General features: G+C 63.6%; 9 protein-coding genes. 1 reads left to right on the forward strand and 8 read right to left on the reverse strand.

Annotated features, from left to right (window positions below):
* Positions 1 to 75: 75 nt before the first annotated feature.
* The 7 genes from THIDRDRAFT_RS12705 to ppdK all read right to left on the reverse strand — a co-directional run bounded on the left by THIDRDRAFT_RS12705 (position 76) and on the right by ppdK (position 13,580).
* Entirely contained in the window at positions 76 to 1,260 is a 1,185-nt protein-coding gene (locus THIDRDRAFT_RS12705; protein WP_040844781.1) for a hypothetical protein, read from the reverse strand.
* A 79-nt stretch (positions 1,261 to 1,339) separates the two neighbouring features.
* Complete coding sequence (locus tag THIDRDRAFT_RS12710) at positions 1,340 to 4,453, reverse strand: tetratricopeptide repeat protein (RefSeq protein WP_007041258.1); 3,114 nt, start codon at positions 4,451 to 4,453, stop codon at positions 1,340 to 1,342.
* Between the two features lie 289 nt (positions 4,454 to 4,742).
* Complete coding sequence (locus THIDRDRAFT_RS12715; protein WP_007041259.1) at positions 4,743 to 5,852, reverse strand: osmoprotectant NAGGN system M42 family peptidase; 1,110 nt, start codon at positions 5,850 to 5,852, stop codon at positions 4,743 to 4,745.
* Positions 5,849 to 7,597, reverse strand: a complete 1,749-nt coding sequence (ngg, locus tag THIDRDRAFT_RS12720) for an N-acetylglutaminylglutamine synthetase (protein WP_007041260.1) — start codon at positions 7,595 to 7,597, stop codon at positions 5,849 to 5,851. The genes THIDRDRAFT_RS12715 and ngg overlap by 4 nt, the downstream gene beginning before the upstream one ends.
* Before the next feature lie 49 nt (positions 7,598 to 7,646).
* Positions 7,647 to 9,422 carry an N-acetylglutaminylglutamine amidotransferase gene (locus THIDRDRAFT_RS12725; protein WP_007041261.1) on the reverse strand — a complete coding sequence of 592 codons (1,776 nt, stop codon included), beginning with the start codon at positions 9,420 to 9,422 and terminating at the stop codon, positions 7,647 to 7,649.
* Between the two features lie 715 nt (positions 9,423 to 10,137).
* Positions 10,138 to 10,665 (reverse strand): hypothetical protein, encoded by a 528-nt coding sequence (locus THIDRDRAFT_RS12730; RefSeq protein WP_007041262.1) that lies wholly within the window; start codon positions 10,663 to 10,665, stop codon positions 10,138 to 10,140.
* Between the two features lie 146 nt (positions 10,666 to 10,811).
* Entirely contained in the window at positions 10,812 to 13,580 is a 2,769-nt protein-coding gene (ppdK, locus tag THIDRDRAFT_RS12735) for a pyruvate, phosphate dikinase (RefSeq protein ID WP_007041263.1), read from the reverse strand.
* A gap of 369 nt (positions 13,581 to 13,949) precedes the next feature.
* Here ppdK and THIDRDRAFT_RS12740 point away from each other — a divergent pair, with 369 nt between their 5' ends.
* Positions 13,950 to 16,787, forward strand: a complete 2,838-nt coding sequence (locus tag THIDRDRAFT_RS12740; protein WP_007041264.1) for a valine--tRNA ligase — start codon at positions 13,950 to 13,952, stop codon at positions 16,785 to 16,787.
* A gap of 43 nt (positions 16,788 to 16,830) precedes the next feature.
* Here the strand turns inward: THIDRDRAFT_RS12740 and THIDRDRAFT_RS12745 are convergent, their stop codons facing one another.
* Complete coding sequence (locus tag THIDRDRAFT_RS12745; protein WP_040844802.1) at positions 16,831 to 17,718, reverse strand: efflux RND transporter periplasmic adaptor subunit; 888 nt, start codon at positions 17,716 to 17,718, stop codon at positions 16,831 to 16,833.
* Positions 17,719 to 17,734 lie beyond the last annotated feature (16 nt).

Consider the following 17,734-nt stretch of genomic DNA (forward strand, 5'->3'; position numbering starts at 1 on the left):
TGCGCTTATGGGCGCGGGTATTCGGTGACCGGCCAAGAGACTATAGGCCGGCCTCGCACATTCTTACCCAATCGATTATGGGCTGGGGGCAAGATCAAGCGTCCTGACCACCGCTTCGGTCTCGGCCACCGCATCGTCTGGCCCGGAGATGAGCAAGACCCGTTTGGCGTCGTGCAGGATGCGGGGGCTCGACGGTGCGTCCGGCAGCGTCTCGGCCGGCGCCGGCGCATTCAGGACGGCGACGACATCCGCAGCGTCTTCCGTGCTGTCCCAAAGGGTATCCAGCAAGGCGACATTGGCACCATCGCGCATCTGGATCACGACAGCCCAATCCCCATTCCAGCCTGCGGCGGCTCGGGAGGCTGATTCGTCGTCGCTTTTGGCCATCAGGCTGGCAATCACCAGCTCGCCCAGACGGGTCTGATAGAGCACCGTACCGCCGAGCGCCTTGGCAATGCCTTCGGCCTTGCCCGCGAGTGGCGATTGCTCCGGCTCCTCCCCCGCAACGAATTTATCGCGATGCAGGATCTGCTCTGTCGTGGTCGGCACCTGGTCGAACATGGCGGCAAAATCCTTTTCCTGGCCGTCCTGATAGCGTTGGAGCACAAACAGGGCTCCGGCGCCGTAGGGGGCAAGGCTCAGCTCGCTGAGGAACTGCTCGCCCGGTGTCGGGACGAGTTCCATGGGCTGGCTCAAGATTTCGGCGAGATAGGTCTCGGCGTCGTCCGGCATCTGGGATCGGAGCATCTGCAGAACCTGGACGGCTTGTGCTTGCCCCTCCAGGAGTGCGGTTGCGGCCAGCGTCGCATCCAGTGTTCCGCTGTACCGCTCCTGGTACGCCGTCAAACCGATGGCCTGGTCCTGCGCGGCATGAACCAGCTCGTGGGTCAGGGTCCGTGCGAGCTCGTCGCCGGATGCGCCTTTCACCAGAAGGACGTGCTTCCCGGACGGGTCATAGATGCCAGCGATACCGTTCAAGGGCGATGCCTGGTCTCTGGCGGCAAGCGCGAAGTCTGCGGGGATAAGGCCCAGGGTGCGAAAGAGCGCAATCTGGCCTGCAACCTCCCCTTCCTGGTCTGCGTCCCAAAGAAACGGCGATTGCTTGAAGTAGGTGGCGAGGATGTCGCCGCGCGACGCGGACTCGACTTGGGGCAAGGGGTCGAGCCTGAGACCACTGACCTGCGTGATGACGGTCGCGTAGCGATCCATCATGAGACGCGGGTCTTCGCGGCCGGTGTCGCGCCGGAAGTAGTCGAGCAAAGGATTCGACAGCGTCTCGCCCGCCGTCGCCCCAGTGGCGGCGCCAACGAGGCAGACTAAAGCTAGGACCAGGCCAGCCTTAGCTCTCGGCGTCCTTGTCGTCGAGCTTGCGCAAGAGGTCGTAGGCATACTGATACTCCATGTAGTTGGCGGCCCGGGTCTGCAGGCTGATCGTGAGGTGACGCTCCGCCTCCGTGCGGCGGCCTTGCTCCGCGGCGATAGCGCCCAGGAAGTAGTGCGCCTCGCAGAGGCGTGAGCGGCCCTTGGCGGCGGCGAGCAGTGTGGGCGCGTCGATCTGCCGGGTGAGGAAGCGCACGCGCGTGGCGAGCCAGTCGTCGTCGAAGTCTTGAAGTCGCGCCAGAATCGCGCGCTGCTGCTCGGTGTCGGCACCTCCACCCTCGCGCCAGGCGAGGGCCGCCATCAGCAGGGAGATGTCGGCGCGATACGGCGACAGATCCATGCGCTCAAGGAAAACCGGAACCGCAAGCCTTGGCTCGTCGTTCATGAGCAAATGCACCCCCAGGTACTCCGTGACGGTGGGGATGGTCTTGGAATAGAGGTCGAGCAGCTCCCGAAGCAACGGCGCGGTCGAACCCGGCTGCGCGGCCTCGCTCGCCGCGAGATAGCGCGGGGCATAGTTGTGGGGGTACGTGTGACGCGGGTCCGTAATGTCGCGGGCAAGGGCGCCATAGAGCTCGGCGGCCGTCGCCGGCTCGTCGAGTTCGAGGAATTCCCTGGCCAGGGAACTGCGCACCCGGATTCCTTTCCAGTCAGAGGGCGACGCCTCCTGTGCGAGCGCGACGGCTAGCGATGGATCTCCCGCTTCGTGGGCGTATTTGGCCAGCCACGGGACGAAATAGTCGGCAGCGTTGTAGCGTCTGTAGGTTCGCAGCACCTGCAAGGCTGCGGCGCGGTTGCCCTGGCGCAGGTAGAAGAGGGCCAGCTCGGCGGGCGCGCGGCGCCTCGGATAGCGCTTGGCGGCAGTCGTGAAGTACTTTTCGGCCTGCAGTTCGCGGCCGGTGCGCTCGCTCGCCAGGGCAAAGCCGATAAGGCCATAGCCGGTTCCGTCCCTGGCAGCCTGTTCCAGGATGGGATAGGCCGTCTCGGCATTGCCGGCGTCCATCTCCAGATCGCCGATGCTGATCCGCAAGCGCCCCGCTGTCAGCGTGGTGTGATCGTGTTCCAGATAGGACTGCATGACCTCAATGGCCTGCTGCGGCTTGCCGTCGTCGATCAGCATGGTCGAGAGCAGATCATAGGGCTTGCTGTCGCTGGGATTCGCCGATATGGCGCGGCGCAGCTCGGTCTCGGCAGCGGCAGAATCCCCCGCCTCCTTCGCCAGCTTGCCCTTGAGGTAGAGGATCGCCGGAAGATGTTCGATGCCCTCGGCGTAGGCGCCGAAAGCGCTCGGAGACAGCTTCAGACCGACGATCTCACGCGCGACCTCGTAGTCGAAGGGCGCGGCGGCCATGGCCAGGTCGAGCTGCGGGCGCGCACAGCCGTTGACGAGATGGAGATCGCGACAGGAGGAGACGAGAGCGAGCAGATCTCCGCGCGCCGGGTCGCTGAGGGCATGCAGGGCGTCCAGAGCGTCGAGCACCTTGGGAAAATCTGCAGCATTCTTGGAGGTGTGCAAGAAGAGAATGAAATCGCCGAGCAGGCGACGATCCGCTCCGTCGAGACTCAATGTCTTAAAAAACTGGATCCGCGTCTCGACCTCGGGATCATAGCCGCGCACCCAGAGCCAGGCGGTTTGGCGCAGCGGAGCGTCGGGGTAGGCCTGCTCGACCAGCTGCGCGATCTCGCTCGCCTGCGGGGGACGACCAAGCCCCTGGGCCTCGAAGGTGACCTGATAGTAGAGGGCGTCCTGCGTCTCCAGCGCGAGCAGCCTCTTCACCAGATCCATGTCGAAGAGATGGCGGGCCTGGCGCATCCGCAGCGGCTGACCCAGGAGCCGCGATTCCAACTGGACCCAGTGCGGAAGGGCCTCCTTCCGCGTAGTCCCGAGCCGTGCGGTCGCGACCAGTTCCGGATCGGACAGCAGTGAGGCTGGCTCGACCAGCTCGCCCAGGATCTCCAGGTGGAGCTCGAGAAGATCGAGCGGGTACTGGCGGACATGGGAATTGCTGACGCCCACGACGCGGATCGAGGAGGCATATTCGGCGAGATGGGTGAAATCGACATAGTCGCCCGCGAAACGCTTGATGAGGGCCGATCCCTCGGAACCCATGCCGCTTTCGCGGCTGGCGCGCGCGAGCAGATAGTTCGCAAGCTTCACATCGTCGCCGCCCGCCTCGGACGCGGCCTTGAGTCCGCTTAGATCGCGCGTAGCGAAGGCGATGAGCAACCGGCTCCGGTCCGTCTCGGGGGCGGTTTCAAGTGAGGCCAACGCGGGCGCCGGCAGGTCGAGCGCGAGCCAGACCAGGCCCTCGACGAAGGGATCCCGCGCGCCGGATGCCAGATAGGCGGCCAGGGCGCGCGTCGCCAGGAGGTCGGCGACGCCGCTGTCGGTCACGGCGGTCTTGAAGAAGGCCTCCCAGGCATAGAGCTCGGCGGCCTGGAGGAGGATGTCTGCCTCCGGGGCTGCGTCGAGCCGGCTGTCAAGCTCGGCCAATGCATGCAGCATGTCGCGGCTGTTGAGCGGGATCGGTTGTCCCCTTCCCGGGGCTGCCTCGGCCGCGATGGCTGGCGGCTCCGGCGCAAGCCCATCGAGCAGGGTCCGCAGTGCAATCAGGTTGGCGTCGGAGCGCTCCGGCAGAGCGGACAGGGTGAGGCGATGAAGACGGCCGTCCAGCCGGTATTCGACCTGGTAATCGTCGCCGGCACCGTCGTGGACCTCGACATCGACGGCTGCCGGGGCCTGCGCGGCGTCGGCGAGACCCTGGCGCAGCTCCAGCGCGATCGGCAAGGCGGCGGCGAGGCGCTTGTCGCGCAGGGGGCTTTCGAGATAGGAGACCGGCAGCGGTCGTTCATCGAAGGGATGCGGGCTCCTGGATCCGTGCGTCGACGCCTGATACCCAGTCGCAAACAGGGGCCAGGGCGCGATCGGACTGGCGAAGAGGGCGTAAAAGAGAACGAGCAAGAGAAGAACCAGGAGCAGCAGTTCCCGTGTCTTCCCGCCACCCTTGGTCGTGCTCGCCATATCCGGGGTATGGCGAACATGCGGGTTCGCCGTGTCCTGATCCCTTGCCATTGAGGGCCGCTCCTTGGTCTGGTTGTGAGGCTTCCACTGATTGTGGAGACATCTTCCTCCCTGACGCAACGGGAGCGAGCCGTCTCGTGGGTGCCAATACTCCTAGACTGTGACGGGGTTCACAGATCACTCAAGAAGGGGCCAACAACAGATTCCCGATTTTTGTAGGTTCGAATGTATTCGCACCTCAGACACTCGAAGTGCGAATACGCCAGTCCCCCTCGACGAGACATGCCTTGATTGACCGTGAGCGCAAAGCGCTGAAAGACGCTTGAATGAGCGCCTCGAATCAGCCTGGCTGAATCGGAAAACCCGCGCGCGGTCCGATGCCAAAGCGATCGCGGCTGTAGAGCGGAGGACCCTGCATATAGACGGAGACCAGACGTGCCAGAGACTCGAGCGCATCCAGATGGATGCGCTCGTATCCGTGCGAGGCATCCACGCCGAAGGTGACCAGAGCGGTACGCACGTCGTTGCCCGCCTCCAGCGCGGCCGCGCTGTCCGAGCGGTAGTACTTGAAGACGTCGCGCTGATGCTGAATGGAGAACTCCTGACAGAGCTGGATGATGCGATGGGTCAGGTGATAATCGAAAGGGCCACTCTGGTCGGCCATGGCGATGGTGACACCGAACTCGCTGGAGTTCTGCCCAGGCGCGCTGGTGCCGTTATCGATGGTGAGCATCTCGGCAACGTCCTGATGCAGCGCTGCAGAGGCACCGGATCCGACCTCTTCCGAGATGGTGAAGAGCGGATGACAGTCGACCGGCAGGTCGAAGCCCTCGCGTATCAGCGCCTCGATCGAGGCGAGGAGCACGGCAGCCCCGGCCTTGTCGTCGAGATGGCGCGAATTGATGAAGCCGGTATCCGTGATCTCTGGGGTCGGATCGATGGCGAGGAAATCGCCAACATGGACCCCGAGTCGCAGCAGACCCTCCAAGTTTCGCACCTTGGCGTCGATACGGAACTCGACGTGATCCCAGCCGCCGGGCTGATTGTCGATCTCTGGCGCGAAGGTATGTCCGGAGGCCTTGAGCGGCAGGATGGTGCCGCGCCATTGACCGTGATCGGTGAAGAGCGTGGCGCGCGCGCCCTCGGCGAAGCGCCCGTTCCAGTGACCGACCGGCACCAGCACGAGCCGACCGTTGTCCTTGAGCGACTTGACCATGGCCCCGAGCGTATCGATATGGGCGACTACGGCCCGATCCGGCTCCGAGACACGCCCCTTAAGGGTCGCCCGAATGGCCCCGCGCCGGGTGAGCTCGAAGGGAACGCCGAGACGCTCCAGTTCCTCGCTCACCAGATGCACGACCCGATCGGTATAACCCGACGGGCTCGGGGTGAACAACAATCGGAGCAGGATGTCGACCAGATAGTCGGAATCGATTCGAGGTAGTTTCACGTCTCGTCCTCACGGGCGGCCGTCTGAGGGAAAAGCAGATCGACGAAACGCTCCGCCGTCGGCTGCGGCTCGTGGTTGGCCAGACCGGGCCGCTCATTGGCCTCGATGATGACATAATCCGTCCCACCAACGGAGGGAACGATCATATCCAGTCCAGTCACCGGTATATCGATCGCCCGCGCTGCGGCGATGGCCGCCTCGGCCAGACGGGGATGCAACTCTTCGGTCACGTCATGGATGGTGCCCCCGGTGTGCAGGTTGGCCGTCTTGCGCACCTGCAAGAACTCGCCCTCAGGCAAGAGATCATCCAGATCGTAGCCAGACTGGGTCACGCAGCGTTCGGTCTCCGAATCCATCGGAATCGCACTCTCGCCGCCGGTTGCCGACCGGCGACGTCGGCTCTGCGCCTGGATCAGATCCCGAATGCTGTGCTGACCGGTTCCCACGATCTGGGCCGGGCGCCGAATCGCGGCGGCCACAACCTGGGAGTCGATCACCACGATCCGCAGATCGTCGCCCTCGACGTATTCCTCCAGAATAACCGTCTCGCACACCCCCTTGGCCGCGGTGATCGCCTGCTCCAATGTCTCGGCATCGCGCACATCGACACTGATTCCGGCCCCCTGCTCGCCCCGCGCCGGCTTGACCACCAGGCTGCCGAGACGAGACAGAAAGGCCTCAGCCTGATCGAGCGCCTCGAAACGCGCCTGCTCGGGCACCCGCAACCCGGCATGCCGAAGCAGACGATGGGTGACCGCCTTGTCGTCGCAGCGGCTCATGGCGACCGCGCTGGTCAACTCGCTCAGACTCTCTCGACAGACGATCCGACGTCCGCCGAGCACCAGGGCGAAATAGCCGGCCGAGGCATCGATCACCTCGATTCCGATCCCGCGCCGACGCGCCTCGTTGACGATGATGCTGGCATAGGGATTGAGATCGCCTTCCGGCTGGCGCCCCATGAACAACGGCTCGTTGAAGGCGTTCTTGTTCTTGAGCGCGAAGGCCGGGATGCGCTCGAAGCCGAGTTTCTGATAGAGCCGGATCGCATTGGCGTTGTCGTGGATGACCGAAAGATCCAGAAACGACCGACCACGCGCGAGGAAGTATTCGATCACCTGGCGCACCAGCGCCTCGCCGATCCCCGGATAGGGGGCCTGCCCATCCACCGACAACGCCCAGAGACTGGCACCGTTCTCGGGATCTTCGAAGGCGGCGGCGTGGTCGACACCGGTCACCACGCCCAATAACGAGCCGTCCTGATCGTCCTCGGCGACCCAGTAGGTCAACACCTTCGAGGTTCGGTTACCCCAGATGAAGTCGGCCCCGGGCGGCACCATCCCACGCGCGATATAGAGACGTTGGATCGCCTCGGCGTCGGAACGGCTGTTGAGCAGACGGATCTGAAATCCCTTGGGACGGCGCTGACAGGACTGATAGCGCTCCAGCCAAAGACGGAAGGTATGGGAGGGATCGAGAAAGAGATCCTGCGGCGCGTAGGACAGCACCACATGCGGATCGCTCAGATAGAGCGCGACGTCCCGCTTGCCCGGACGCTCGTCCTGGAGCGCCGCAGCCAAAACCATGGGGTCCGTGAAGGTCTGCCCGAACAAGAGGCGCCCCCAGCCGCAATCGACCGTCGCGGACTCGCCCAACTCCTGATCGGCGCGTGGCCGCCGGTCCCAGTTCTTCACCGATGGGGCACGGCTGCGCTCGAGACGGTGATGGATGCGGTCTTTGGTATTCATCGTCGCATGTCCTGTATCACTCGCGTTGGTCGGACGAGGTATCGAGCCCTTAGATCCCATGTTCCTGCAACCACATCTCCAGCAGAGCAACCTGCCACAACTTGGATCCGCGTAACGGAGTGATATGGTCATCCGGCGCCGCCAGCAACTCCTCGACATAGGCCGATTGGAAGAGTCCACGCTCGCGGGCACGACTCGAATGAACCAGATCCGCGACGGTTTCCAATACCTTACCACGCAGGTATTTCAGCGCCGGGACAGGGAAATAGCCCTTGGGACGATCGATGACCGAGCTCGGGATGATGCGACGACCCACGGCCTTGAGCACGCCCTTGCCATCGTCGCAGAGCTTGAAACGATCGGGCATGCGCGCGGCCAACTCGACCAGCTCATGGTCCAGGAAGGGCACCCGCGCCTCCAGTCCCCAGGCCATGGTCATGTTGTCCACCCGCTTGACCGGATCGTCGACCAGCATGATGCCCTGATCCATCCGCAACGCCTTGTCGACCGGAGCCTCGGCCCCGGCGCGCGCGAACTGCGCGGCGATGAAGGCGCGGCTGTAGTCGTCGCCGTAGAAGCGCGGGTCGACCGCACGCCGATAGTCCTCGTGGGAGCGATCGCAGAAGGCGCGGGCATAATCGGCCTCCGGATCCTGACTGCCGACCATCGGCGGATACCAGTGGTAACCGGCGAACACCTCGTCGGCCCCCTGCCCGCTCTGGACCACCTTGACGTGCTTGGAAACCTCCTCGGACAGGAGATAGAAGCCGATGACATCGTGACTCACCATGGGCTCGGCCATGGCGCGCACGCAGTTGGGCAACTCGGGCAGCAGACGCGAGGCCGAGTCCACGCGGATCTTGTGATGACGCGTGCCATAGTGTGCCGCGATGATGTCCGAATATTGGAACTCGTCGCCGACCTCTGCACCCACGGTCTCGAAACCGACCGAAAAGGTGTTCAACCCAGTCTGCCCCTGTTCGGCGAGCAGACCGACGATGAGACTGGAGTCCAAACCGCCCGAGAGCAGCACGCCGACGTCCACGTCCGCAACCAGACGCCGCCTCACCGCCGTGCGCAGCGCATCCAGCACCCGTTCCTGCCAGTCCTCGAACGAGAGTCCACGCTCCTCGGCCGGGGTTTCGAAGCGCGGATCCCAATAGAGCCGATCGCTCGAACGTCCATTGGGCTCGATGGTGCGAATGGTCGCTGGGGGAAGCTTGCGCACACCGCTCAGGATGGTGTGGGGAGCCGGCACGACGGCATGGAAATGCATGTAATGATGCAAGGCGACCGGGTCGATGTCGGTCGAGATCCCCCCGCCCGCCAGCAGGGCCGGAAGGGTCGAGGCGAAACGCAGTCCGCCGGACACCTCGGCATAGTAGAGCGGCTTGATGCCGAGCCGGTCGCGGACCAGGGTCAGACGCCCCGAGTCGCGCTCGGCGACGGCGAAGGCGAACATGCCGTGAAAGCGATCGACACAGGCGGAGCCCCAGGCGTGAAAGGCTTTGAGCACCACCTCGGTGTCGCCCTGGGAGAAGAAGCGATAGCCCCGCCCCTCAAGCTCGGCGCGCAACTCCTTATAGTTATAGATGCAGCCATTGAAGGCAACCGAGAGTCCCAGCGCGCTGTCGACCATGGGCTGGGCCGCATGATTGCTCAGGTCGATGATCGACAGACGCCGGTGCGCCAGCGCGATGCCGCCCTGCTGCCAGATTCCGTGTCCGTCGGGTCCCCTGGGCGTCATGGTCGCGTTCATGGCACTCAGGGCACCGAGGTCAACCGGATTGTCATCGAAGCGGATCTCACCGCAAAAACCGCACATGGCTGTTGCTCCTTCTTGGAATGGGTCGCGCGGTCCCCTTCCTGGACCGATGCGACTCGGGGTCGCGAAATCGCGAATTCCCAATCCCTCCGCTTACGACGACGTCAAACCGCCGAGAACGGCGATGCATCCCTGCATCGCGGAAGGCGCCGCAGCTCGCGGGCTTCCAATTGGGATCGGAGGAAGAGGTGGGCGGACGACGCCTTTCACGGCAACCAATCGGTGTAAGACCGAAAGCGGGTTGACGGCCAATCATCGACACGCCAAACCGAACCGACCTGGAACCGAAGGGATCCGGATGGCACGGGCTCGAAAACCCGAATCGAAAATTCGGACCATGCCGCAACCGAGGTGGGGGACGCGACAAACGAGGGAGATGGCTGGATCGATCGGCTGACAACGCAAGGCCTTTCGTCCGCAGTTCAAAATTTCGCTAGATATTTTCTATACATACTAACCGACCCAACCCCAGGGGTCCAGAAAACATCGAACGACGGGGACAGTGACAGCCCCCGAATGCAGGCCCGTCAACTGGTCGCGCGAGCGATTGAAAAGCGGCGACGTCGAACAATTTCAAAAGGATTCGTAACAATCGACGGCCCTAGAGTCCGACCTAAAGCGCCGCTGTCGGCAAGGGCCATGCGACCATCAACCCGCCAGAGCCCAACCGAACGAACACAGAAAGAAAACGGCAACCGATCCACCCGGATGGCGACTATTGGCCAGGCAACCAGTTGTAGGGCATCATCCAATGCATATCGCGCCCCATAGATCCGGTGTCGTAGGACATCTTCTGGACCGCCGGAGTCATCGTGGACATGATTCCGACGCTGTGAGTCATACGATCGACCGCCGTCGACATGCGCCCCACGTCGGCCGACATCGCGTCGACCTTGGCGGTCATCCGGCGTATATCGGCCCCCATGGAATCCATGGTCGCCATCACCGTCGACATGGTCTCGATGTGTGCCCGCATGGCCGTCATGTCGGAACGCATCGTCTTCATCGACAGATTCATGTCGTGCATGTCATCGCTCATGGAGACGACCAAGCCGCCGATGTTGGCACCGGCCGCAACCACGCCGATTCCCAGTATGGCCACGATCGTATAAACAAGCCTGCGATCGCGCTGATTGTCCTTTTGGACCTCTTCCACCAACTGGCCAAGCGCCTGCGCGATCGCCGCCGCGCTGTTGTCTTGGCCTGAATGCTCCGTTTGCCCCTCGGAATTCCCATTCGTCATCGGTCGATCCTCTCGGTCATTGTCGAGTCACCCAAACGATGCCCGCGCGGTACGCGTTCCAATCGCGGTCATCAGCATAGACCAAGCCCCATGATTGTCGAATGTTCGACGAACGCCCCGGTAGACGCCCGTCGAAAACATCGCGATCAGTCCGACTTCAGCGCCGCGTGCGCCGCCGCCAAACGGGCCACCGGCACGCGCGGCCCGGAGCAGCTCACATAGTCGAGCCCGATCTGGTGGCAGAAGGCGATCGAAGAGGGATGACCGCCGTGCTCGCCGCAGATACCGACATGCAGGCCAGGCTTCACCGCACGCCCCCACTCGACCGCGAGCCTCATCAGCTTGCCGACACCCTTGACGTCCAGCACCTCGAAGGGGTTGTCCTGAAGGATGCCGGACTGGTTGTAGAGCGGCAGAAACTTGTTCTCTGCATCCTCGCGCGAGAAGGAGAAGGTCGCCTGGGTCAGATCGTTGGTGCCGAAGGAGAAGAACTCGGCCTCCTCGGCCAGCGAGTCGGCGCGCATACAGGCGCGGACCACCTCGATCATGGTGCCGAATTTGTACGGCACCGGCTTACCGAATTTCTCGGCCACCTCAGTATGAATGGAGTCGACGAACGCCTTGACCTTGCGCAGCTCCTGCGCCGTGCAGACCTGAGGTACCTTGATCTGGGGATGGACCTCGATCCCCGCCTTGGCACACTCGGCGGCGGCCTCCAGGATCGCGCGCACCTGCATCTGGTAGATCTCGGGAAAGGTCATGCCCAGACGCACGCCCCGATGCCCCAGCATGGGATTGGTTTCGTAGAGCGCCCGCACCTTTTTGAGCATGGCCTCCTTCTTGGCGATCGCCTCCTCGACGACCGACGGATCCACCATGCGCCGAGCGGTCTCGATCTCGTGGCGCAGACCCTCGGTGGCATGCAACAGCCCCATGGCCCCGGCGAGCACGCTTACGCCTCGCGCGTTCTGCGCCAGCACCCGCAACTCGGACAGCTCGCGTTCCAAGACATGCTCATCGGGCAGGAACTCGTGGATCGGCGGATCGAGCAGACGGATCGTCACCGGATTCGGCGACATCACCTCGAACAGATCGCGGAAGTCGTTGCGCTGCAAAGGCAGCAGCCTGTCGAGCGCCTCCTGACGCTGCTCGGGCGTCTCGGCCACGATCATCTCGATGACGATCGGCAGCCGTTCGACGTCGTTGAACATGCGCTCGGTACGCGCCAGACCGATCCCGACCGCGCCATAGCGACGCGCCCGACGGGCATCGACGGGGGTATCGGCATTGGCCATGACCTTGAGCCGCGCCATTTCGTCGGCCCAATCGAGCAGGATATTGAGTTCCGGGGTGAAATCCGGCTCGACCATGGGGATGGCGCCCAAATACACCTTGCCGGAGGTGCCGTCGATGGTGATGACGTCGCCCTCCTTGAAGCTGGTGAGGCCGACCCGCGCCTCGCGCCGGTTGACGTCCACGCCGATGCTCTCGGCCCCGGCCACGCAGGGCTTACCCATGCCGCGCGCCACGACCGCCGCGTGCGACGTCTTGCCGCCGCGCGAGGTCAAGATACCCTCGGCGGCGAAAAAGCCGTGGATGTCCTCCGGCTTGGTTTCCTCGCGAACCAAAATGACCTTGTGGCCTTGCTCCGTGCCGAGCTGCTCGGCGCGATCGGCGTCGAAAACGGCGATGCCGGAGGCCGCGCCAGGCGACGCGGGTAGCCCTTGAGCCACGGACTCGACCTTGACGCTCGGATCCAGACGCGGGAAGAGCATCTGCTCCAACGACTCGGGCGCGATCCGCAGCAAGGCCTGCTCCTTGGAGATCAAACCCTCGCGTTCCATCTCGACCGAGGCGCGCACCATGGCGACGGTGTTCATCTTGCCGTTGCGGGTCTGCAAACAATAGAGCTGGCCGCGCTCGATGGTGAACTCAAAGTCCTGGACCTCGCGATAGTGCCCCTCCAACTTGTCGCGTAGCCTATCGAGCTGCTCGGCCAGATCGGGCATCTCGACCTTAAGCCGATCGATCGGCTTGGGCGTGCGGATGCCGGCCACCACGTCCTCGCCCTGGGCGTTGATCAGATACTCGCCATAGAGCTTGTTCTCGCCCGTCGCCGGGTTGCGGGTGAACCCCACGCCGGTGGCCGAATCGTCGCCTCGATTGCCGAAGACCATGGTGACCACGTTGACCGCCGTGCCATTGGCCATGTCCGGCGTGATATGGAACTGCTTGCGGTAGTCGACCGCGCGCCGGCCCGACCAGGAACCGAACACCGCCTTGATGGCGATCTCCAGTTGGCGGTAAGGATCCGAGGGGAACGGATGCCCGGTCGCCTCCTCGACCACGACGAGGAAGCGCTCGCTGACCTCCTTGAGGTCGGCGGCGGAGAGGTCGACATCCTGCTTGGCATGGGCCGCAGCCTTGATCGCCTCGAACTCCGTGTCGAATGCCTCATCCGGCACGCCCAGCGCGACCTTGCCGAAGAGCTGGATGAAACGCCGATAGGCGTCGTAGCCGAAACGCGCATCACCGGTAGCGGCGATCACGCCCTGCAGGGTTTCGGCATTCAGACCCAGATTCAGAATGGTGTCCATCATCCCGGGCATCGACATGGCGGAGCCCGAGCGCACCGAGACCAGCAAGGGGTTTTCGGGATCGCCAAACCCCTTGCCGGTCTTCTCTTCAAGCACACGCATGTGCGCCCGAACGTCATCGATCAGACCCGCCGGCAACGCGTGGTCGCTGGTGTCCAAATACTCAAGACACGCCTCGGTGGAAATCACGAACCCGGGCGGCACATTCAAGCCAATCTGCGTCATCTCGCACAGATTGGCACCCTTGCCTCCCAACAGCTGCTTGTTCTTGCCATCCCCCTCATCGAAGGCAAAGACGTATTTTTTGGTATTGTCCATGATTCGAACTCAGCCTCTCTCATCGTTGTAATTGACGGGAAATCGAGCCACCTCCCGCGCCGCGCCAAGGAGGATCCAACAGGAGCCATTCTGGCAAACCTTGCGCCGAATCGTATCCCGAATAGGCCGCCTTGTTGCTCCCGCTCTTGACCGAGGTCGATCGGGGATATTCAGCACAGCACCCTGGGCACCAGATGCTGCGGGACCAATGCTCGCCTCCAGGAAGGGTTGGCGGAAGCACCGCACGCACTGTCGCCGCCATCCCGATACCGAAGGCCGGTGCCCAGCCAGACCGGGTGGTATGAGCATCGACAGAAATCGCCTTATACTCGGATGTTTTTCACGCGCCTGACCACGAGCCCGAGCACCATGCTGGACAAGAATTACGACCCACAGACCCTGGAAAAGAACTGGTACCGCTTCTGGGAAGAGCAGGGCTATTTCGTCCCCTCGCACACCGATGGAGACACAGCCTATTGCATCATGATTCCGCCGCCCAACGTCACGGGCAGCCTGCACATGGGACATGCCTTCCAGGACACCATCATGGATGCCCTCACCCGCTACCACCGGATGAAGGGCGAACGCACGCTGTGGCAGGCCGGTTCGGACCATGCCGGCATCGCGACCCAGATGGTCGTGGAGCGCCTGATCGACGCCGAGGGCAAGACGCGCCACGATTACGGTCGCGAGAAGTTCGTCGAGCGCATCTGGGACTGGAAAGCGGAATCCGGCGGCACCATTACCCGCCAGCTGCGGCGCATGGGATCCTCGCTCGACTGGGAACACGAGCGCTTCACCATGGACGAGGGGCTCTCGGAGGCGGTGCGCGAGGTCTTCGTCCGACTCCATGAAGAAGGACTTATCTACCGTGGCAAACGGCTGGTGAACTGGGATCCCGTCCTGCACACCGCCGTCTCCGACCTGGAGGTGCTCTCCGAGGAAGAGAGCGGCCATATGTGGGATCTGCGCTACCCGGTGGTCCAGCCGGAAGGAGCGGAACCCTTCTACATGGTCGTCTCCACCACCCGCCCCGAAACCATGCTCGGCGATTGCGCCGTGGCCGTGAACCCGGAGGACGAGCGCTACAAACACCTCATCGGCGAGTTCGTCGAGCTGCCGCTGAGCGGTCGGCGCATCCCCATCATCGCCGACGAGCATGCCGATCCCGAATTCGGCACCGGCTGCGTCAAGATCACCCCGGCGCACGACTTCAATGACAACCAGGTCTGGCAGCGTCACCGCGACGAGACGGCCATCGCCGATCAGCCGAACGGCGGACTCATCAACATCTTCACGCCCGATGCTGCCATCCGCGCCAACGAGCCGGAAGAGGGCCAGCTCATCCCTGCCGCCTATATCGGACTGGACCGCTACGCCGCGCGCAAGCGTATCGTCGCCGACCTGGAGTCACAGGGACTGCTCGCCAACATCAAGGATCACCGACTCCAGCAGCCGCGCGGCGACCGCTCCGGCGCCGTCATCGAGCCCTATCTGACCGACCAGTGGTACGTGCGCGTGCAGCCGCTAGCCGATCCGGCCATCAAGGCCGTCGAGAACGGCGATATCCGCTTCGTGCCGGACAACTGGAAGAACACCTATTTCGAATGGATGCGCAACATCCAGGACTGGTGCATCAGCCGTCAGATCTGGTGGGGACATCGTATCCCGGCCTGGTACGACAGCGAGGGCAACGTCTACGTCGGTCGCTCCGAGGATGAGGTCCGCGAAAAGCACGGCTTTGGTCCCGAGGTCGAGCTGGAACAGGATCCCGACGTGCTCGACACCTGGTTCAGCTCCGCGCTCTGGCCCTTCAGCACCCTCGGCTGGCCCGAGGAGACCGAGCGTCTCAAGACCTTCTACCCGACCTCGGTTCTGGTTACCGGATTCGACATCATCTTCTTCTGGGTCGCCCGCATGATCATGATGGGCCTCAAATTCACGGGCGAGGTCCCCTTCCGCGAGGTCTACATCCACGGCCTGGTGCGCGACGCCCACGGCGACAAGATGTCCAAGTCCAAGGGCAATGTCCTCGACCCCATCGATCTGATCGACGGCATCGAGCTGGAACCGCTGGTCGAGAAACGCGTCCAGGGCATGATGCAGCCGCACCTCGCCGACAAGATCGCCCGGGCGACGCGCAAGGACTTCCCCAACGGCATCCCAGGCTTCGGCACCGACGCAGTGCGCTTCACCTTCGCCGCGCTCGCCAGCAACGGCCGCGACATCAAGTTCGATCTCGGCCGCACCGAGGGCTACCGCAACTTCTGCAACAAGCTGTGGAACGCCTCGCGCTACGTGCTCATGAACACCGAGGACCAGGATTGCGGCTTGGGGTCGGAGCCGATCGAACTGAGTGCAGCCGACCGCTGGATCCGCTCGCGTCTCGACGCCACCACAGCGACCGTGACCGAGTCCATCGACGCCTATCGCTTCGACCTCGCAGCTCAGGCCATCTACGATTTCACCTGGAACGAGTTCTGCGACTGGTATCTGGAACTGTCCAAGCCGGTGCTCACCGGCGACAGCGCCAGCGACGCGGCCAAGCGCGGCACCCGACAGACACTGGTGCGGACGCTGGAAACCCTGCTGCGGTTGGCGCACCCCATCATGCCCTTCATCACCGAGGAGATCTGGCAGAAGGTCAAACCGCTTGCCGGTGTCGATGGGGACACCATCATGCTCGCACCCTACCCGACGACCGACCCCGCCGCAGCGGACCCTCAGGCCGTCGCCGAGATCGACTGGGTCAAGCAGTGCATCCTCGGCATCCGCCGCATCAAGGGCGAGATGAACATCGCCCCTGGCAAGCCCCTGCCCGTCCTGGTCACCAACGCCTCCGATCAGGACCGGGTCTGGCTGGAGACCGCGCGACCCTATCTCGACTTCCTGGCCCGCACCGAGTCGATCAGCGTGCTGAGCGATGAATCCGAGGCCCCCGAGTCGGCCATCGCCCTGGTCGGCGGCATGAAGCTACTGATCCCCATGGCCGGTCTCATCGACAAGGATGCGGAACTCAAGCGTCTGGACAAGGAAATCACGCGACTGACCGACGACATCGCCCGCACCGAGAAGAAGCTGCAGAACCCCAGCTTCGTCGATAAGGCGCCAGAAGCGGTCGTGCAGAAGGAACGCACCAAACTGGCCGACCATGCGGCGGCGATCGCCAATCTGCAGGCTCAGAGGGAGAAGATCGCGGCACTCTGAGGAACATAGCCCCCTCCGCGAACGCCCGTTCGCGGAGGGAACGTCAGAGCCCGGAGGAAGCGGCGGATTTCGGCAGCACCTCAACCGTCGCCGTCCGTCCGACCACAAGGTCCGTGATCGGATCCGGGAGCTGATCCAGGCGGATACGCACCGGAACCCGCTGAGCCAGACGCACCCAGCTGAAGGTCGGATTGACGTTGGGAAGCAGATTGTCGCTGGAGGCGCGGTCCCGGTCCTCGATACCGGTGGCGATGCTCTGGACATGGCCCTTCAGGACGCGACGATCCCCCATCAGGCGAACCCGAGCCGGCTGACCGACCGAGATGCGGTTCAGCTTGGTCTCCTCGAAATAGCCCTCGACCCGATAGGAATTGGCGTCGATCAGCGCCATCACCGGCGTACCCGCAGTGACATAGTTGCCGACCCGAAGCCCCAGGTCGGACAGCGCGCCGTCAACCGGCGCCTTGACCAGTGTGCGCTCCAGATCCAATGCCGCCAGGTCGCGCGCGACCTGCGCCTTGGTCAGCGCGGCCTCGGCCTGAGTCTGCTGCGAATGGCTCTCCTCGCGATCCTCTCTGGACACCATTTCGCCGAGCGCTGTGGCACGTGACGCATCGCGTCTTGCCTGCTCCAGGGCCGCCTTTCGCGCCAGGATCTCGGCCGCCGCCTGACGCAGTGCGAGCACGTAGCGATCCGGGTCGATCTGGAAGAGCGGCTGGCCGGCATGGACCACCTGATCGTTGGTGACCAAAACCTTGGTCACCATTCCCGAAACGTCGGGGGCGATTTTGACGATATCGGCACGCACCCGCCCGTCGGGCGTCCAGGGCTCGACCTGGTAGTGGATCCAGAGCCGATAGCCGGCGAACAGCGCCAGTCCTACGACCGACAGGGTCAGCAGAATTCGTCTTAATTTGAGCAAGGACTGCATCGAGAACACAGAAAAT

The organism is Thiorhodococcus drewsii AZ1 (genome assembly GCF_000224065.1).
Taxonomy (GTDB): Bacteria; Pseudomonadota; Gammaproteobacteria; order Chromatiales; family Chromatiaceae; genus Imhoffiella; species Imhoffiella drewsii.